The organism is Paenibacillus zeisoli (assembly GCF_003994465.1).
GTDB classification, from domain to species: Bacteria; Bacillota; Bacilli; order Paenibacillales; family Paenibacillaceae; genus Fontibacillus; species Fontibacillus zeisoli.
Map to the genome: position 1 here is coordinate 47,877 of NZ_RZNX01000015.1, position 18,413 is coordinate 66,289.

Annotated in this window: 20 protein-coding genes and 1 other annotated feature; all 20 genes read left to right on the forward strand. The window is 46.1% G+C overall.

The annotated features are described in order from the left end of the window. The first annotated feature begins 15 nt into the window (after positions 1-15). The 20 genes from EJP77_RS19880 to EJP77_RS19975 all read left to right on the forward strand — a co-directional run bounded on the left by EJP77_RS19880 (position 16) and on the right by EJP77_RS19975 (position 18,184). Positions 16-1,050 (forward strand): rod shape-determining protein, encoded by a 1,035-nt coding sequence (locus EJP77_RS19880; RefSeq protein WP_127201008.1) that lies wholly within the window; start codon positions 16-18, stop codon positions 1,048-1,050. A gap of 51 nt (positions 1,051-1,101) precedes the next feature. After that, positions 1,102-1,974 (forward strand): rod shape-determining protein MreC, encoded by an 873-nt coding sequence (mreC, locus tag EJP77_RS19885; RefSeq protein ID WP_127201009.1) that lies wholly within the window; start codon positions 1,102-1,104, stop codon positions 1,972-1,974. Continuing rightward, positions 1,974-2,501, forward strand: coding sequence for a rod shape-determining protein MreD (mreD, locus tag EJP77_RS19890; protein WP_342773035.1), 528 nt, complete (start codon positions 1,974-1,976; stop codon positions 2,499-2,501). Before mreC ends, mreD begins: the two co-directional genes overlap by 1 nt. Before the next feature lie 79 nt (positions 2,502-2,580). Then, the gene (minC, locus tag EJP77_RS19895) at positions 2,581-3,243 is read left to right on the forward strand and encodes a septum site-determining protein MinC (protein ID WP_127201011.1); all 663 of its coding nucleotides are present in this window, start codon (positions 2,581-2,583) and stop codon (positions 3,241-3,243) included. A 3-nt stretch (positions 3,244-3,246) separates the two neighbouring features. After that, positions 3,247-4,041, forward strand: a complete 795-nt coding sequence (gene minD / locus EJP77_RS19900; protein ID WP_127201012.1) for a septum site-determining protein MinD — start codon at positions 3,247-3,249, stop codon at positions 4,039-4,041. A gap of 6 nt (positions 4,042-4,047) precedes the next feature. Then, positions 4,048-5,193, forward strand: coding sequence for an FtsW/RodA/SpoVE family cell cycle protein (locus EJP77_RS19905; RefSeq protein WP_127201013.1), 1,146 nt, complete (start codon positions 4,048-4,050; stop codon positions 5,191-5,193). Positions 5,194-5,348: 155 nt separating this feature from the next. Continuing rightward, positions 5,349-6,257 carry a M23 family metallopeptidase gene (locus EJP77_RS19910; RefSeq protein ID WP_127201014.1) on the forward strand — a complete coding sequence of 303 codons (909 nt, stop codon included), beginning with the start codon at positions 5,349-5,351 and terminating at the stop codon, positions 6,255-6,257. Next, positions 6,250-7,104: a M50 family metallopeptidase gene (locus EJP77_RS19915; RefSeq protein WP_185897409.1), complete on the forward strand. Its 855-nt coding sequence runs from the start codon at positions 6,250-6,252 to the stop codon at positions 7,102-7,104. Before EJP77_RS19910 ends, EJP77_RS19915 begins: the two co-directional genes overlap by 8 nt. Positions 7,105-7,166: 62 nt before the next feature. Then, positions 7,167-8,396 (forward strand): Rne/Rng family ribonuclease, encoded by a 1,230-nt coding sequence (locus EJP77_RS19920; protein WP_127201015.1) that lies wholly within the window; start codon positions 7,167-7,169, stop codon positions 8,394-8,396. Positions 8,397-8,475: 79 nt separating this feature from the next. Continuing rightward, positions 8,476-8,552: a sequence feature (ribosomal protein L21 leader region), on the forward strand. A 13-nt stretch (positions 8,553-8,565) separates the two neighbouring features. Next, a complete protein-coding gene (rplU, locus tag EJP77_RS19925) occupies positions 8,566-8,877 on the forward strand; it encodes a 50S ribosomal protein L21 (protein WP_127201016.1) in 312 nt (103 codons plus the stop codon). A gap of 13 nt (positions 8,878-8,890) precedes the next feature. Further along, positions 8,891-9,223, forward strand: a complete 333-nt coding sequence (locus EJP77_RS19930; protein ID WP_127201017.1) for a ribosomal-processing cysteine protease Prp — start codon at positions 8,891-8,893, stop codon at positions 9,221-9,223. 18 nt (positions 9,224-9,241) lie between these two features. After that, positions 9,242-9,553: a 50S ribosomal protein L27 gene (rpmA, locus tag EJP77_RS19935; protein ID WP_127201018.1), complete on the forward strand. Its 312-nt coding sequence runs from the start codon at positions 9,242-9,244 to the stop codon at positions 9,551-9,553. Positions 9,554-9,680: 127 nt separating this feature from the next. Continuing rightward, the gene (locus tag EJP77_RS19940; protein ID WP_127201019.1) at positions 9,681-10,415 is read left to right on the forward strand and encodes a Spo0B domain-containing protein; all 735 of its coding nucleotides are present in this window, start codon (positions 9,681-9,683) and stop codon (positions 10,413-10,415) included. Positions 10,416-10,436: 21 nt separating this feature from the next. Continuing rightward, positions 10,437-11,750, forward strand: coding sequence for a GTPase ObgE (obgE, locus tag EJP77_RS19945; protein ID WP_127201020.1), 1,314 nt, complete (start codon positions 10,437-10,439; stop codon positions 11,748-11,750). A 141-nt stretch (positions 11,751-11,891) separates the two neighbouring features. Then, complete coding sequence (locus EJP77_RS19950) at positions 11,892-12,329, forward strand: ACT domain-containing protein (protein WP_127201021.1); 438 nt, start codon at positions 11,892-11,894, stop codon at positions 12,327-12,329. Between the two features lie 44 nt (positions 12,330-12,373). Continuing rightward, a complete protein-coding gene (locus EJP77_RS19955) occupies positions 12,374-13,657 on the forward strand; it encodes a homoserine dehydrogenase (RefSeq protein WP_127201022.1) in 1,284 nt (427 codons plus the stop codon). A gap of 24 nt (positions 13,658-13,681) precedes the next feature. After that, positions 13,682-14,650 carry a homoserine kinase gene (gene thrB / locus EJP77_RS19960; protein WP_127201023.1) on the forward strand — a complete coding sequence of 323 codons (969 nt, stop codon included), beginning with the start codon at positions 13,682-13,684 and terminating at the stop codon, positions 14,648-14,650. Between the two features lie 5 nt (positions 14,651-14,655). Next, positions 14,656-15,540 (forward strand): prephenate dehydratase, encoded by an 885-nt coding sequence (gene pheA, locus EJP77_RS19965; protein WP_127201024.1) that lies wholly within the window; start codon positions 14,656-14,658, stop codon positions 15,538-15,540. A 5-nt stretch (positions 15,541-15,545) separates the two neighbouring features. Continuing rightward, positions 15,546-16,427, forward strand: coding sequence for a branched-chain-amino-acid transaminase (ilvE, locus tag EJP77_RS19970; RefSeq protein WP_127201025.1), 882 nt, complete (start codon positions 15,546-15,548; stop codon positions 16,425-16,427). Positions 16,428-16,597: 170 nt separating this feature from the next. Beyond that, positions 16,598-18,184, forward strand: coding sequence for a LysM peptidoglycan-binding domain-containing protein (locus EJP77_RS19975; protein WP_185897410.1), 1,587 nt, complete (start codon positions 16,598-16,600; stop codon positions 18,182-18,184). The last annotated feature ends 229 nt before the right edge of the window (positions 18,185-18,413 follow it).

The window sequence follows — 18,413 nt, forward strand, 5'->3', positions numbered from 1 at the left end:
AAAGGGAGTTACAACATGCTAGGTGGTTTTACGAAAGACTTGGGAATTGACTTGGGAACAGCGAATACACTTGTTTATATCCGTGGAAAAGGAATTATTGTTAGGGAGCCTTCAGTGGTTGCTCTTAATACTGATACAAAAGCCATTGTAGCTGTTGGCGAATCCGCGAAAAAGATGATTGGTAGAACACCGGGGAACATCCGTGCTATCCGTCCTATGAAAGATGGGGTTATTGCTGATTTTGATACAACAGCAACGATGATTAAATATTTCATTCGTCAAGCACAGAAGCAGCGTTCGCTGTTTCAACGTCATCCAAATGTAATGGTATGCGTGCCTTCCGGTATTACAGCTGTTGAACAGCGTGCGGTTGAAGATGCAACAAAGCAGGCGGGCGCCCGCGAAGCTTATACAATTGAAGAGCCTTTTGCCGCAGCTATTGGGGCAGATCTTCCGGTCTGGGAGCCAACTGGCAGCATGGTTGTTGATATCGGTGGAGGTACAACTGAAGTGGCTGTTATCTCGCTTGGAGGTATTGTAACCAGCCGTTCTGTCCGGGTTGCAGGGGATGAAGCAGACGAGTCTATTATTCAATATATCAAACGCCAATATAATTTGATGATCGGGGAGAGAACGGCTGAGCAGTTGAAGATGGATGTAGGCTCTGCTATGCCGCTTGATCAGGTGGAGACCATGGAGATTCGCGGACGTGATCTGGTTACAGGTCTGCCTAAGACGATCACGATTACTTCGGATGAGATCTCGGAAGCTTTGGGCGACACAGTTAATGCGATTGTCGATGCTGTTAAGGTAACGCTTGAGAAATGTCCTCCGGAGCTTGCCGCCGATATTATGGACCGCGGTATTGTTCTTACGGGTGGTGGAGCATTGCTTCGCAATCTGGACAAACTCCTTGCGAATGAGACAGGAATGCCTGTCATTGTTGCCGAGAATCCATTGGACTGTGTAGCTATCGGAACAGGTCGTGCACTAGATAATATTCATTTATTCAAATCAAGAAGCAGTTCAGCCATCAAATCTAGAAGATAGTGTGCGTAGAAGACAGCCCTTGTATTGGGAGAGAAAAAGTAAGATAAGAGGGTGTTGGAACTGTTTAAGCTGCTAGGAAATAAAAGATTGTTCATATTATTGATTGGACTTATCCTGTTTGTTGCTGTGATGGGATTTACACTCGGACCACGGGCAGGCTTGTCCTGGCCCGAGAAGTTCATCAAGGATACGGTAGGTTTTGTCCAATCTGTATTCTACAAGCCCGCTCGTGCTGTAGCGGGCTTCTTTGAAGATATCAGCAATCTGCGTTCTCTGCAGGAAGAGAACAAGGAGCTGAAGATCATGATGGCCCATTATTCCCGTGAAATGCCTAAGATTAATGCATTGCAGACTCAGGTAGAGAGCCTGCAGAATGATCTTAAATTCACTGAAGCTCAGAAGAATAGTAACAAATTCGATCTGGCTATCGTTGATGTGGTTAGCGTGAACAACGATCCTGCGAACCGGACTTTAGTCATTAATAGAGGTAGCAATGACAAAATCAGAAAAGGCCTGACCGTAATCTCGGATAAAGGTATGGTCGGTATTGTTAGTGAAGTAAGCAACTTCACTTCCACCGTTAAGCTGCTTACGTCCATGGATTCCAGAGATATAACCTCGCCCGGCATTGCGGCTACCGCAGTAGGGAAAGAGAATACCTCTTTCGGGATCATTGAGGACTATGACCAGCAGACGGGTACTTTTCTGATGACCAAGATTAATCAAAATGATCCACTGGCCAAAGGCGATCAAATCGTTACTTCGGGAGCGGGTGGAGCTTTTCCTAAGAACCTGCCTATCGGCACAGTGGTAAGCCGTCAGCCTGGTAACGGATTAACCGCTACCGCAACCATTAAGCCGGCAGCCAGTTTCGAGAACTGGAAAAGTCTTTTCGTTGTAATTACCTGGGAGGTACCGAAATAATGGCACGTCGTTATGTAATGACCCTGCTGTTATTTCTCTTATTCATCGTGGAGACCACGATAGTCCCACTTCTGATTCCAGGTGCTTGGCAGACGCGGATCATTCCGCATCTAGTCTTTGTAGTGATCTTGTTTGCGGCAGTTTATGATCATAGATATGTTGCACTCATGCTTGGACTTGCTTTCGGTATGCTCCACGATGTGGTGTTTTATGGCATTATGATTGGTACTTATTCCTTTTCCATGGGACTATCCGGTTATTTAATGGGCTTATTATTCCGGTCCCGCCGGGCTTCTCTACTAGTGATGATGATTGTTGTCGTGATTGGAAGTCTGCTGATGGATTCAATGGTATTTGGCATATATACGGTATTTAAGATTTATAAATTGCCTTACACCTACGCGCTTGTTGACCACATTATTCCAACTATGATTGTACAGCTGATCTTTGCTCTGGCCATTTATGTGCCCCTGCGCCGTCAAATCGATAAACTCGTGAGACGGCGTCCCCAGGAGGAGACTGCCTGACTTTCAGACGTCATTTTCAGTGGCGAAGGAGGAAATGGCAGGCTCATTCACGAATTGATGTAAGGGGAGGGACAGGCTTATGACAGTAAAATCAAACCATGTAACTATAAAAGGCACCAAAGATGGCCTGATATTCCTGCTAGACGATCAGTGTGAATTCTCAGAGCTCCTTGAAGATCTTAGATATAAACTGGAACACAGCCATCAGAATATTTTGACCGGACCTATCATTCATGTGGATGTTAAGGTGGGCCTCAGAGAGATTACGGAAGAACAAAGAGACGAAATTTTGGATACGCTGAAGCAAAAAGGAAATCTGCTTATCCGTTCAATCGATACACCGGCTTTGGATTCGCAGAACATAGATAAGAATCAATTGGCAATTCATTCAGGGATGATCCGTTCGGGACAGGTGTTTCATCATGATGGGAATTTGCTGTTTCTGGGCGATGTGAATCCTGGAGGTACGATAGAATGCACGGGGGATATTTTTATAATTGGTGCATTACGGGGGATGGCCCACGCCGGAGTTGACGGGAACGAGGCAGCGATTATAGCGGCTTCATTCCTGGCACCAACCCAGCTGCGAATTGCGGAAGTGATTAGCAGACCTCCGGATGAATGGGAGAACAGAGAGACAAGCATGGAATTTGCTTATTTGAAGGACGGGGCCATGCAAATTGACAAAATTACGAATATAGTCCGAGTACGGCCGGATTTAAGCTCATTTAAAGGGGTGTAGATTATGGGAGAGGCTATTGTCGTCACTTCGGGTAAAGGCGGCGTCGGCAAGACTACGACGTCAGCGAATATAGGAACAGCACTTGCGCTGCTTGGCAAAAAGGTTTGTCTGGTCGATACGGACATCGGTCTTCGCAACCTTGATGTTGTCATGGGGCTTGAGAATCGCATTATTTACGATTTGTGCGATGTGGCGGAAGGACGCTGCCGCTTGAATCAGGCGCTTGTAAAGGACAAGCGTTTTGAAGAGCTGTATATGCTTCCGGCTGCCCAGACCAAAGATAAGAATGCGGTGTCACCGGAGCAGGTCCGGGACATCATTCTTGAACTGAAGAAAGAGTATGAATATGTAATTATCGATTGTCCGGCAGGAATTGAGCAGGGATTCAAGAACGCCATTGCCGGCGCGGATCAGGCTATTGTGGTGACTACTCCGGAGCATGCAGCCGTTAGGGATGCGGACCGGATTATTGGACTTTTGGAAAGTTCCCACATTAATTCTCCCAAGCTGGTGGTTAACCGGATTCGCGTGAATATGGTCAAATCCGGAGATATGCTCGATATTGAGGGGATTCTGCAGGTGCTGAATATCGATCTGATTGGGATTGTTCCCGATGATGAGCTCGTCATTAAAGCGGCAAATTCTGGAGAGCCTACAGTCATGAATCCGGATTCCAAAGCAGCGATAGCTTACCGCAACATAGCCCGGCGTATTCTGGGCGACACGGTTCCCCTGATGCAGCTTGACCAGAAGAAAGGCGCATTTACGCGCTTTAAGAAGTTTTTTGGAATGGGTTGATCGGTTTTGCTTTTTAAAATAAAAAAGTTAGATTGGTCAATGGTATTTATTCTGGGCATATTTATGATCTTCAGCTACCTTCTGGTGCGAAGTGCGATTGCCCCCTCGCTTGATCAATTTCATGGCTATGACGTTAGAACCCTGATATTTTATGTGTTGGGGTTCATTGTTATTCTGGGCATCTCCCTGATAGATTACAGGGTTCTCCTGGATTACAGCTGGTACATTTATGGCGCAGGCTGTCTTTTGCTGGTGGCGGTCTATTTGTTCGGTGCAGACATCAATGGAGCCAAAAGCTGGTTTATGCTTCCTGGGGGACTTCAATTCCAGCCTGCAGAACTGGTGAAGTTCATCCTGATCCTCACAACCGCTTATTTATTAGGCAAGCGCGGCGGTCAGCCGCTCCATTTCCGTAGAGATGTGATTCCGATCGCAGGCGTAACCCTACTGCCGTTTTTGCTTGTTTTAATACAGCCGGATCTCGGAAATGCGATTATTTATCTGGTTGTGCTAGTAGGGATGCTGTGGATTGGCAGCATTAAGTATAATCATGTGCTGATCGGACTTTCAGCTTTAGTTGCCGGCCTTGTCTTGTTCGTTACCTTGTTCAATACATATAATAAGCAGATTCACGACTTTATGTATGAGCACGACAAGCTTCACTGGTATCAGCGAATCAATACTTTCGTTAATCCTGGAGAGGCATCGCGTGATGATAAGCATCAGTCCGCTTATGCCCTAATTGCCATTGGTTCCGGAGGGCTGCTTGGAGACGGATATATGCAGGGCGACCTGAAGAATAAGAAGTTTGTCCCTTATCCTTATTCCGATTCCATCTTCGTTGTGGTCGGTGAGGAGTTCGGATTTGTGGGTGCTTCGGTGCTTATGATGGTCTACTTTTTGTTTATCTATAGAATGATAATAATAGCCATGAGGTGTTATGATAAGCGCGGAGCCTTTATTATCGTGGGGATCATTGCCATGTTTCTTTTCCAAATATTTGAGAATGTCGGCATGATGATTGGTCTGATGCCCATCACAGGCATTACGCTTCCTTTTATAAGTTATGGGGGCACCTCACTGCTGCTGAATATGCTGAGTATCGGCATTGTTTTTAGTATCAGTCTGTATCAGGAAAAATATCAGGTCTGAACATACCGGAGTATAGAGTGGGTCTGCATTTACTTTGCAGCTTCCCTCTTGCTCCGGTTTTTGTTGTTTAAGGGTGCATGTTCATATTTAGCGGCTTCTTCTCATAAGTATGGAACAAGCTATAAATTACTCAAGCTGCAAAGGGGAGTAGCACTATGGACTTAAAGTCGAGTGTGAACAAGCATAGAGAAGAGCGGACACTTGTACCCGCTCCGCAGGATCGTTCCGTGCTTAGTAGCCCGCTATGGGAGGCACCCGTCCATCCTTCCTCCCACGAGATAGAAGAACACTTCTATGAAGCTAGCCGTACTAGCTATCCTGAAGCTCAGGAGCCTGATCCGGAGCTTATATGGAAACAGAACAAGACAAGATGGATAGACGATATGGGGACGAGTTCAAAAGGTTTTAATCCTGACGATAAGAATCCCCCTAAATCCACATCCTTTTGGAAAATGTTCTTTTTACGCGTCATGGCTAGCGGCATGATATTTGGAGCGCTTTGGGGCATCTACCAGTACCAGCCTGAATGGTCGCTTCCGATCCGTCAATTTGTCGCCAAGGCGCTTACGGAGGAGAGTGACTTTGGGGCTGCCCAGGTCTGGTACGAAGAGCATTTTGGCGGTGCACCTTCATTCATACCTATCTTTGGTCAAAGTAAGGACAAGGGTCAGAAGGTTCAAAGCCAAAGGATATTCTCCTCGCCTATGGAGGGAACCGTTACTTTGCCATTCGCCTTGAACTTTAAAGGGGTTGAGGTGCTTCCTTCTGCCAAAATCCTTAAATCGGGCGGGGCGCAGGTGAAAAGTGTGGAGACAGGTCGTGTAACCGAGGTTTCCCAGGATGTAAACCTGGGGTTAACCGTTCAAATAGAGCATCCCGGAGGGTATTACTCGATCTACGGACACTTGAGCGGTGCCAATGTACAGCAAGGGGATTGGATTGAAGGGGGAGAAGAAATAGGCAGCTTGAAGAGTTCAGGGGTAGATCATCAGAAAGTCTTGTATTTTGCCTTAAAAAAGGACGGTCAATATATTGACCCGTCTGAAGTGGTGCCTTTTGATTAGATTGGGGGGAATTCAGTTCTCCGTACACCCCTTGTTCGTTGTTATTATGCTTGCCTCCGTGCTGACAGGCCGTTTTCTCGAGCTGATTGCCCTCTTCGGTATTGTCTTTGTTCATGAGCTTGGTCATGTGGCCGCTGCAAGATGGTTCGGCATTTCCGTCCTATCAGTTACCATGCTTCCGTTTGGCGGTAATGCCGTTATGGAAGACACCGGGAATATTACAGCGGGGAAAGAAATCGTAATTGCATTGGCAGGTCCCTTTCAAAACCTGGTTCTAATCGGAATCACGCTGCTTCTACATCAGAACGCTGTTTGGGAAGGGGCCTTTCCTGATTATTTTATACAGTGTAATATGCTGATTGCTTTGTTTAATTTACTGCCAATTCTGCCGCTGGATGGCGGAAAGATCAGTCAGGCCTTATGCAGCTTGTCCTTGCCTTATCATTCGACTATTCTTTGGTGCACCAGGGTCAGTGTTCTGTTCAGCGGGTTGGTTATTATCTATGCCGTAGGCCCGTGGCTGATGGGCGGAGCTCTTCAGCTTAATTTGCTGCTGATCGGCAGCTTTCTTCTGTATTCCAACTTGACCGATTATCGAAACGTTCATTATCGATTTCTCCGTTTTTTGATGAACCGGGATAAATCATTCTCACAGCATTTAATCCAGGGTAGCCTCGTACAGCCGATAATTGCGGACACCTCGAAACCTTTGGACCGAATCTTGCGTCTATTAAGACGAGAGAAATATCATTTTATTTATGTAATGAACCATGAGGGACAGGTTATGGCGGTTGTACCGGAGCAGAAGATTATTACCTCCTATTTGACGGGGAGATCGAATCACTGAACCTGGTTCCATGGTATAATTTGATGGCAACAGTTCGGCAGAGCGTAAGCAGGGGTGAGTAGATGAAGCAGATGATTGTGCGCTGCGAGCCGGGCTCTACACAGATGGCACTGCTCGAACATGGCAGACTGGTGGAGTTCGCGGTAGAGCGTGCTGAAGAGAGCGGCGTGGTAGGCAGCTTGTTTAAAGGGCGCGTAATTAATGTAATTCCAGGGATGCAGGCAGCCTTTGTGGATATTGGGCAGAAGAAGAATGCTTTTCTGTATATTGACGATGTTCTGCACCCCCATTTAGAGAAGCAGCCAAAGCTCAAGCCTTCCATTACAGAGCTGCTTAGGGTTGGACAAGAACTTGTTGTTCAAGTTGTGAAAGATGCACTGGGAACGAAAGGCGCTCGGGTAACTACACATTATTCTCTGCCTGGCCGATGGATCGTGTATATGCCCATCTCCGGGTATGTTGCCGTATCCAAGCGGATTGAGAGAGAGAATGAAAGGAATCGCCTCAAACAACTAGGGGAAGAACTTCGCCATGAAGAAGAGGGATTAATCATACGGACGGTTGCAGAGAACGAACAGGCTGAAGCTATCGAGGAAGATTTACGATTTCTGCGTGCACAGTGGAAAGCTATTCTGGGCCGGGCCGAAGAAGTCCAAGCCCCCGCGCTTCTTCATCAGGATTTAAGCATGGTTCAGCGGTTAATGAGGGATGTGTATATTCCTCAAACCGGTGAGCTGATTCTTGATAACAAGAAGCAGGCGGAAGAAGCAGCAGCTTTCCTAGCAGGGATGCTTCAAGTTGATCTCCCGAAAGTCCAGGAATACAAGGATAACAAGCCCATCTTTGAAGCATATGGCATTCAGCATCAGATCAATAAGGACTTCCAGAGAAAAACCTGGCTGCCTGGCGGCGGATATCTGATTTGGGACCGGACCGAAGCATTAACTGTAATTGATGTGAACACAGGTAAATTCACGGGTACGGACAATCTTGAAGATACGGTATTTCAGACTAATCTGGAGGCTGCAGCTGAGATTGCAAGACTGCTCCGTCTTCGGGATACCGGGGGAATAGTCATTATTGATTTTATTGACATGGAGATTGAAGAGAACCGCAGCAGCGTATTAAATATGCTGGAACTGAAGATGAGACCTGACCGGACACAGCATCATATTCTTGGCTGGACCAAATTGGGTCTGCTTGAGTTGACTCGTAAGAAAATGCGTGAGGGCAGCGGGGCTCATTTGGATATTTGTTCAGTATGTCAAGGGACAGGCAGATTGAAACGTTAAGAAAACTGAAAGATAGAGTTGATTTTGGGGAGTGCCCATGCTATTATAATTTAGTATGTGTCTTAAGTGAACTCTTCTGCACATGCTGTAACCGCTCCGATCGGGTCACAAGAATGCCTTTGGCATCACCTGAATCAGGCGAGTCTGAGAAATGAGGAGGTGCAGACAAATGTACGCAATTATTGAAACAGGTGGCAAACAATACCGTGTTCAAGAAGGAGATGTTCTTTACATCGAGAAATTGAATGCTGGTGACGGCGAGAGTGTTACTTTCGATCGTGTTTTGGCAGTTTCTAAAGGTGACGGCTTGGTAGCAGGAGCTCCACTCGTATCCGGTGCAAGTGTAACAGCGAAAGTTGAGAAACACGGCAAAGGTGAGAAAGTGGTTGTATTCAAATACAAAGCTAAGAAGAACTACCGTAAGAAACAAGGTCATCGTCAACCATACACGAAAGTGACCATCGAGAAAATCCAAGCGTAAGAAGGTGCGGTAATTGATTATCGTCTCCATATTGCGCCGTAACAGCAGTACTATTCAAGGATTTAAAGTGGAAGGCCATGCGAATTATGCCAAGGCCGGTGAAGATATTGTATGTGCAGGCGTCTCTGCTGTCACAGTAGGTACAGTCAACTCGATTGAAGAACTTACCGGTATCGTTATGGAGTCGGAAATGAAGAACGGTTTTCTAAACGCAGTTCTCCCGAATTCCAGCCAGTCTGCCGCATTTGATCAGGCTCAGCTTTTGTTGTCATCCCTGGTGGTTATGCTGAAGGGTATCGAACAGTCATACGACAAGTATATTAAGATAAAGTATATCACTATTTAAAGAAGGAGGTAGACAACAATGTTGAAATTGGATCTCCAGTTATTTGCATCCAAGAAGGGTGTAGGTTCCACAAAGAACGGACGCGATAGTGAAGCGAAACGTCTTGGTGTGAAGCGTGCTGACGGCCAAACCGTTACTGGTGGTAGCATCCTCGTTCGCCAACGCGGTACGAAGATTCACCCAGGTAACAATGTGGGAATCGGTAAAGATGACACTCTCTTCGCAAAAGTTGATGGTGTAGTGAAATTCGAACGTTGGGGTCGCGATCGCAAAAAAGTGAGCGTCTACCCTGCCCAAGTCGCTCCGGTAGCGGCTGCAGTTGAAGCGTAAGAATTTGATTAAGCCCCCGGCAGTTATGCCGGGGGCTTTTTTGTAGTTAGCATCTGACTGGGGCGGCGCGAATTCTTTTGTGATATACTGGTTAATGATGTCACCTCCGGAAAAGGAATGGAGAATTATGAAATATCGTAAATCGGCTCCTATAGTTGCCCTTATGTTAGCTTTAGTACCTATGATCGCGGTATATTTTGCTCATTCTCTCATTCTGCATCTTGCAGCATGTGTATGGGGAGGGCTCATAGGTCTGAGCTATTTTCAGGTTATGAAGCGGCAGAAGGAAAAAGAGACAAAGCGGCTGCTTGATTCATTTCAGCGAACAGCTACAGCTACACTGGGACATCATCGTCATGACTGGATGAATGATTTGCAAATTTTATATGGTTATATTCAGCTTGGAAAGCATGATAAACTCGTCCACTGTGTGGAAAGAATAAAGGAACGGATGAATATTGAGAGCAGTATTTCCAAATTAGGCATCCCGTCTTTGGTGTTCTATCTGCAGTCGTTCCGTGAGGTTAACAGGTCTATTCATCTGGATGTTGAAATTGAGGAAGGACTGCAGCTCAGCGACCTGCTTGATGCTGGGCAAGCGGAAGAACTGACCGATGCCATCATGGATACGGTGCGTGCCTTTCAATTTGCCGGACGTTCTTCATGGGGAGAGGTATTAGAGCTCAGGATGTCCATTTTTACAGAGAATCAAGAAATTGTCGTTATGTTTGAGCAGGATGGGGACTATGGTAACGCTGAAATACTTAGACAGAGAATCGAAGAGACGGTTCAGGGCAAGCGGGTTAGAGCAGAACAGACTGAACCGCTGCAAGCCTCATTTGAGTTGCGTATACCATGTTGAACTATATAATGAGGTGAGATCATGTTTGTAGATAAAGCGAAGATATATGTAAAGGGCGGCGATGGTGGAGATGGAATCGTCTCGTTCCGGCGTGAGAAGTATGTACCGAATGGGGGTCCTGCAGGTGGGGACGGAGGTCGAGGCGGTGACGTGATCTTTCGGGTTGACGAAGGCTTGCGCACCCTAATGGATTTCCGTTATCAAAGGCATTTCAAAGCGCAGCGTGGAGAGAAGGGCCGTAATAAGAGCCAGCACGGCGCTGGTGCTGATGATATGATCGTTCGTATACCACCAGGTACGGTGATTATAGATGAAGACACTCAGGAAGTACTAGCAGATCTAACCCGGGATGGCCAGCAGGTCGTAGTAGCTCGTGGGGGCCGGGGAGGCCGCGGAAATATCCGCTTCGCAACACCGAACAATCCTGCTCCAGAGCTTGCGGAGAACGGTGAAGAAGGTCAGGAAAGATACATTATTCTCGAACTTAAAGTGATGGCGGATGTAGGTCTGGTTGGATTCCCTAGTGTCGGCAAATCAACTTTGCTGTCCGTGGTCTCTGCGGCCAAACCTAAGATAGGTGCGTATCACTTTACAACAATAACACCGAATTTAGGCGTAGTTGATGTAGGTGAGGGAAGAAGCTTTGTTATGGCCGATTTGCCGGGTCTAATCGAGGGTGCTCATGAGGGTGTAGGTCTTGGACATGAGTTCCTGCGGCATGTTGAACGTACCCGCGTCATCATTCATGTGGTGGATATGGCCGGTTCTGAAGGACGTGACCCATTTGAGGATTGGCAGAAAATCAATGATGAATTGAAGCTGTACAATGTGGATCTTGAGAACCGTCCCCAAATTGTGGCTGCCAACAAGATGGACATGCCTGAAGCTGCGGAGCATCTTGAGGCATTCCGTGTCAAGGTCGCCGAGGTTCGGCCGGACCTTGAAATCCTCCCGATTTCCTCTTTGACAAGAGAAGGGGTTCAAGAGCTGCTGTACCGGGCGGCAGACTTACTGGATTCTATTCCAGAAGCACCTGCAATTGAAGAAGTAACTGAAGTGAATGAACGCAAAATTTACAAGCTCGATAAGAAAGAAGATGAAAGCTTCGTAATCAAGCGTGAGAATGAGGCCTTCATAGTGGAAAGCCCTGCGATTGAGCGAATGATGAAGCGGATGCAGCTGAACAGTCATGAGGCTATTCTTAAGCTTGCCAGAACTATGCGTCATATGGGTATCGATGACGAACTCCGTAAGCGGGGTGCTGAGGACGGTACCATTGTGCGAATTGGAGATTTCGAATTCGAATTCGTCGAAGGCAGCAGTTACTATTATTAATACTTGCCGTCTGTTGTCTTTAGTTCAAGGACAGCAGACGGCTCTTTTATTAGAAACAGACTGAAATCTATTGCCCGAACCGATGGTTTCCTATATAATGTCCACTATAGGTGAACAACAGTCTTTTTAAGGAGGACGTTTGTGAAAGAACGTTATTTCTTGGTTCGGGAGGATATTCTTCCAGAAGCCGTAGTCAAGACACTGCAGGTGAAGCAGCTTTTGGCGGGTGGAGAAGTGAAGACCGTGCATGAGGCTGTGGAGCAGGTGGGAATCAGTCGAAGTGCATTTTACAAATATAAAGATGGGATCCATGTGCTTAATCATCTCGAGAGAGAGCGGATTGCGACGATCTCTTTTGATTTGGAGCACCGCTCCGGTAGATTGTCGGAGGTACTCGGCCTGATTGCGGGCTTTGGCGGAAATGTACTTACCATTAATCAAAGTATTCCGCTGCAGGGAAGGGCAAATGTCGTTATTTCAGTAGAAATCTCACGTCTGACTGATGAGCTAGACGAATTGACGGTAACTCTTCAGGGAACTCCCGGAGTGAGCCGGGTCCATGTTATCGGTCAAGGTTAGATTGAAGCCATTATAATATTATGAGGAACTAGGAGGAGATGCGGGTGAAACCTGTTAAAGTTGGATTGTTGGGATTGGGTACTGTTGGGACGGGTGTGATCCGTATTGTTGAAGGACATCAGGAGGATTTGAGCAGTCAGGTAGGTTCTCCGATTGTAATTGAGAAAGTGGCTGTCAGAAGTATGGATAAGGTGAGAAATATCGCAATTGATTCCAGTAAACTGACTGATAATCCACTCGATGTCATTCGTGATCCAGAGATTGACGTCATCGTTGAGGTAATGGGCGGCATAGATGGGACGAAGGAATATATTCTGGAGGCACTTGAACGCGGGAAGCATATCGTAACGGCTAATAAGGATCTCATGGCTCTTCACGGTTCCGAGATTTTGGCAAAAGCACAGGAAAAGCAGTGCGATGTATTCTATGAAGCCAGTGTGGCAGGCGGGATTCCAATTATCCGTACCCTCATTGAAGGCTTCTCGTCAGACCGTATTATGAAGATCATGGGGATTGTGAATGGGACAACCAATTTTATTCTGACTAAAATGAGCCAGGAAGGTGCTTCCTATGAGGATGTACTCAAGGAGGCGCAAGAGCTGGGATATGCGGAATCCGATCCTACGTCCGACGTAGAAGGCCTTGATGCAGCACGCAAAATGGCTATTCTCGGCACGCTCGGCTTCCGGACTAATGTTGAGCTGAGTGACGTAAGTGTAAGTGGGATTTCAAGCGTATCCAAAGAGGATATTTTATATGCCAAACAGCTTGGTTACGAGATGAAGCTGTTAGGTATTGCCGATAGACAGGACGAACAGTTCAGCATTAGTGTGCAGCCTACCATGGTCAAGAAGTCACATCCGATTGCATCCGTTAATGGTGTATTTAATGCCGTATACGTATATGGTGAAGCTGTAGGAGAGACGATGTTCTACGGTGCGGGTGCAGGGGAGATGCCTACAGCCACCTCTGTAGTTGCAGATTTGGTTGCTGTAGTTAAGAACCTGAAGCTGGGCGTTAATGGACTGAAAGCGATTGTCCCTTACAAGGTGAAGAAGCTGAAGAGTGATGAGGAGATTTCTTATAAGAACTTTTTGCTTTTGCATGTTGAAGATAAAGCAGGGGTGCTTGCTCGAATTACCCAAGTCTTCGCTGAGTATGATGTAAGCCTTGAATCGGTAGTACAATCTCCAAATGAGCATACAGATGCAGAAATAATGATCGTAACTCATGACGCAAGCCAAGCGAACATGAATAAAGTGCTTCAGCATTTTGAATCCCTGGATGTTATCCGCCGAATTAAGAGTGTATATCGTGTTGAAGGATAATTTATATAACAAAGGGGTTAAGTCATGAGTTGTTCGCAATCAAATAGTGTTCGGGTGAGGATTCCGGCGAGTACTGCGAATTTGGGTCCGGGCTTTGACACTTTGGGTATGGCATTATCGTTATATGCATGGATCGAAATGAAAGCTGCAGATCAAACGACATTCCATCTCTATGGAGATGAGATGAAGGGGATTCCAGTAGATAAGAGCAACCTGATTTATCAAGTTGCTCAATCTGTTTTCAAGGAAGCCGGAGTTGCGATCCCTGAGCTTGAAATTTCAATGTATTCGGATATTCCTTTGACAAGAGGACTTGGAAGCAGTGCATCGGCAATCGTAGGGGCGCTTGTCGCAGCCAATGAACTGATTGGTGCTCGATTAACTTCCTCCAAGTTGTTCGATATGGCAACTGCCCTTGAGAAACACCCTGATAATGTTGGGGCATCTTTATTCGGTGGTATTATTGCAGCTTCTTGGGATGGCGAGCATGCCGATTATATTAGAATTGAACCCTCTTCCGATCTGGGAGTGCTGGTAGCGATTCCTGACTTTCAATTATCTACATCCAAGGCCAGGGATGTACTTCCGGAACAAGTATCATTAACAGACGCAGTATATAATATCAGCAGATCATCCCTGCTTACCGCGGCTTTCGCTGCAGGACGTCTTGATCTGATTTCTGCTGCAATGAGGGACAGGATTCACCAGCCTTATCGCGCTTCGCTTATTCCGGGAATGTCTCGAATTCTGAACGAAGCTTCTGATCATGGAGCACTTGGAGCAGCCTTAAGTGGAGCAGGTCCTACACTGCTCGCGTTAATTGATAAGCGTGCCGGGATGGGGCAGGAGCTCGAGGAATTTCTTCTAAGAACTTTGAATGAACATGGAATAACCGCGAAGACACTGTGGCTGGAGCCAAGTCGTGAGGGCGTGATCCGCATGGATAAAGGTACAGATCAGCGCTCTTTCTTGGATATCATTAAAGGGGATTGAAGCAAATGAAAAGAATTGCCTTACTGCCTGATGGGACTGTATCGCATGAAGCAGCATTGTACTTATTTGGGGATGAAGCTGTAGAACTAGTTCATTATAAACAAATTTCAGATGTATTCTTATCGACTGCGAATGGGAACACGGATTATAGTGTAATTCCAATTGAAAATACAATTGAAGGCTCAGTTTCTCTGCATATGGACTGGCTTGTTCATGAAGTCGATATTCCGATGCAGGTAGAGTGGGTGTATCCTTCCATACAGAATTTAATCGGAAGAAGACAGGAGCTTTTGTCCCCGGATGGAAAGCTGGATCTATCAAAGGTAACCAAGGTCATTTCTCACCCTGTCGCCATGGCTCAGTGTCAGCAGTTCATTCGCTTACATATGCCGAAGGCCGAGCTCGAGAACGCTCCAAGTACTTCGGAAGCAATAGAGACTGTTAAGAACAATCCGGACAAGGGTTGGCTTGCCATTGGAACGATTCTGGGAGCTAAGAGACATGGCTTGGATGTGCTTGCCGAGAAAGTGACCGATCATGATAATAACTATACCCGGTTCGTATTGATTGGACCTGCTAAGCTTGGTGAACTGAAGCCATTAGGAGAAGACAAGACGAGCATTCTGGTCACGCTGCCTTCTGACTTTCCCGGCGCGCTTCATCAGGTGCTCTCAGCTTTTTCATGGCGGAAATTGAACTTGTCCCGAATTGAGTCCAGACCCACCAAGAAAAAGCTAGGGAATTATTATTTCTATATTGATGTACTCCACAACCTGGATTCTGTGCTTCTTCCGGCGGCTATAGCCGAGATTGAGGCACTGGGTTGCCAGGTTCGGATTCTTGGTTCTTATTTAAGCTACTCTTATGAGCCCAAAATGACGGAGGTGTAGAACTGATGGCAGAGCAATGGATATACCTTGATGGAGAGTTTGTTACCAAAGAGGGAGCGAAAGTCTCGGTTTTTGATCACGGTTTTTTGTATGGGGACGGTATTTTTGAAGGGATCCGTATCTATAACGGGAATATTTTTAAATGCAAAGAGCATTTAGATCGTCTATACGATTCCGCCAAATCCATACAATTAAATATCCCGTTGTCTTATGAAGAGATGGAAGCAGCTCTTGTAGAGACCCTTCGCCGCAATGAATTGCGAGATGGCTATATCCGCCTCGTTGTGTCCCGTGGAGTGGGTAATTTGGGTCTGGACCCTAATCGCTGTCCCAAAGCCTCTGTCATCATCATTGCTGAACAGCTGGCCATCTATTCAGAGGAGGCTTATAAGACAGGTCTTAAGACGGTATCTGTATCTACTCGGCGTAATATTCCAGATGCGCTCAACCCTAAGATCAAATCGCTGAATTATTTGAATAATATTCTGGTGAAGATCCAATCCAATTTAGCTGGAGCGGGTGAGGCAATCATGATGAATGCACAGGGGTATGTGACCGAGGGCTCTGGCGATAATATTTTTATTGTAAAAAGAGGAGTTATCACTACCCCGCCTTGTTACCTCGGCGCACTTGAAGGTATTACGCGTCAGGCTATCATCGAGATCTGTGAACGAATCGGTTATAAGCTAAAGGAAGAGCCTTTCACACTCCATGATGTATATATTGCAGATGAGGTGTTCCTCACAGGAACTGCTGCTGAAGTTATTGCGGTTCGTGAAGTAGACGGACGTATTATTGGAGAAGGTCATGCAGGACCGATTACTCTCCGTTTGCTTGATGAATTTAGAAGTATCGTTGATAAGGACGGGTTGAAAGTTTGGGAATAACCTTGACTTTCTTATAGTCTGTATGGAGATCCTTTCTATCCTTAGTAGGGTAGAGAGGATTTTTTTTATTTTCTAGGATGTCAAAACCCGGGCTACTGCATAGGATGTATTAAATGGGCAAACGGGCGAATATCACGGCCCTAAGAAGAATTTTAGGAGGTCTTTGTCGCGTGAAACTACACATCGTGCAACAGGGAGATACATTGTATAACTTATCCAAGAAATATGCCGTGCCGCTGCAAAAGCTGATTGATGCCAATCCGCAGATTTCAAATCCGGATCAATTGAGTGTCGGAGATAAAGTGAAAGTTCCTGCTATGGGCGTTCCAGTTGCAGGAGGGGATAATGTGGTCTACAAGCACACGGTTAAGGAAGGGGATACCCTTTGGAAATTGTCCAATGCTTGGGGAATTCCTCTTCAGACATTGATTAACGCCAATCCACAGCTTGGCAATCCGGATGTTTTGAATGTTGGAGAGGTAGTAAATATTCCGACGGCGGGAAGTGGAAATGGTAACGGATTGACTGCCTCCCAAGCAGAAGTTCCCCAGGTGATTGGGGGAAAGAAGAATACAGCTCCTATTGAAGCTGCTCCACTTCCACTACCAGTAATACCGGTACCAGAAAATGTTCCTACGCCAACCCCATTACCAGCCCCGATTCCTGAAAATATTCCAACACCAGCCCCTGCTCCAGTCCCTGTAATACCTCCTGTTATTGAAGCTCAGCCTTCAGTTCCTGCGCCTGTAGCACCGCAGTATAAAATTGAAGTTGAATATTCGGAGATCAACGCGCCTAACTATGTATTTGAATTTCAACAGCAGCCTCAGGCCTACCAGCCTGCTCCGGAATATAAGCAAGAGCCGATTAATTATGTTCCAGAATACAAGCCTGAACCGATCAGCTACATTCCTGAGTACAAACAGGAACCTATCAGCTACATTCCTGAGTATAAACAGGAACCTATCAAGCAATCTCCTTGTGGATGTGGTCCGAGTCATTCGGAGAATATGTTTTTTCAAAACCCAGCAGGAGCAGAAACTTCACCTTCTAGTTACAATTATCCACAAGTATCTGATCAATCGTACCAACCCTATCAGGCTAACCAGTTCTATAATCCTTCTGATCTGTCGCTTACAGGTGAATATCCTGGCATTTCGAGTGCGCCCGTATACGAATGGCCCTTAACACAACCAGCCCAGGAGCCGTGTCAACCCATGTGGTCATATCCCCCAATGGGTCAGCCTACGCCATACAGTTATAATGCTTATCCAGAGGAGCAAATGACAGAGATGGAGTATACAATGCATAGCATGTGGTCCCCTGGACCAGCTCAGCCAATCTATCAACATCCGTACTCTCCTATGGGGTTTGAGGGCAATGCACCATTCCAGGCTAACATGTATACACACAACATGGGTTATGGTCACTCAGGTGAAATGCCGAATCCCTACGGGGGGTATGAATTTCCGCATCAGCCTACAGTACCCCAGAATCCTCTTGGAGGATTCGGAGCTTCAGATGTAATACGTGATAATCCCGAAGTAAATACTTTGGAGGAGCTTTTGGAGAATAACGAAACAGTATTAGAGCTTACAAAACCGAAAAGGGAAAAAGTAACTAATAACAAGGAAGCGAAGAAAGAGGGGAAAAAAGCGAGAATCTCTAGCTCGCGCAGCACCAAACCAGATCATGAGAAGGCAAAGCAGGCGAATAAGAACAAGGAAGCCAGACAAAATCCTTGGATTAATGATTAAACCAATAGGGCAGGAAGAGAGTTCGTTATGAGCTAGCTTCCTGTTTATTCTTGCTTATCCATGAACTTACCTAATGTGTTGCTTGTGCTCTCACCGGAAAGGTGGTATATTATAAATCCGGCCGCAGGGTTTGGACAAGAATTAATGATTACTTTAAGAACTTTATAATTCTTCTAAAAAAAGTTCTTGCTAATTAGGTAACAACGTGATATATTATAAGAGTTGCTGC

Bases quoted from the DNA above. Each gene is read 5' to 3' on its own strand.
- pheA (WP_127201024.1), top strand. From the start codon at position 14,656: ATGAAAAGAATTGCCTTACTGCCTGATGGGACTGTATCGCATGAAGCA.
- minC (WP_127201011.1), top strand. From the start codon at position 2,581: ATGACAGTAAAATCAAACCATGTAACTATAAAAGGCACCAAAGATGGC.
- mreD (WP_342773035.1), top strand. From the start codon at position 1,974: ATGGCACGTCGTTATGTAATGACCCTGCTGTTATTTCTCTTATTCATC.
- thrB (WP_127201023.1), top strand. From the start codon at position 13,682: ATGAGTTGTTCGCAATCAAATAGTGTTCGGGTGAGGATTCCGGCGAGT.
- ilvE (WP_127201025.1), top strand. From the start codon at position 15,546: ATGGCAGAGCAATGGATATACCTTGATGGAGAGTTTGTTACCAAAGAG.
- rpmA (WP_127201018.1), top strand. From the start codon at position 9,242: ATGTTGAAATTGGATCTCCAGTTATTTGCATCCAAGAAGGGTGTAGGT.
- rplU (WP_127201016.1), top strand. From the start codon at position 8,566: ATGTACGCAATTATTGAAACAGGTGGCAAACAATACCGTGTTCAAGAA.
- EJP77_RS19910 (WP_127201014.1), top strand. From the start codon at position 5,349: ATGGACTTAAAGTCGAGTGTGAACAAGCATAGAGAAGAGCGGACACTT.
- minD (WP_127201012.1), top strand. From the start codon at position 3,247: ATGGGAGAGGCTATTGTCGTCACTTCGGGTAAAGGCGGCGTCGGCAAG.
- EJP77_RS19880 (WP_127201008.1), top strand. From the start codon at position 16: ATGCTAGGTGGTTTTACGAAAGACTTGGGAATTGACTTGGGAACAGCG.
- obgE (WP_127201020.1), top strand. From the start codon at position 10,437: ATGTTTGTAGATAAAGCGAAGATATATGTAAAGGGCGGCGATGGTGGA.
- EJP77_RS19920 (WP_127201015.1), top strand. From the start codon at position 7,167: ATGAAGCAGATGATTGTGCGCTGCGAGCCGGGCTCTACACAGATGGCA.
- EJP77_RS19940 (WP_127201019.1), top strand. From the start codon at position 9,681: ATGAAATATCGTAAATCGGCTCCTATAGTTGCCCTTATGTTAGCTTTA.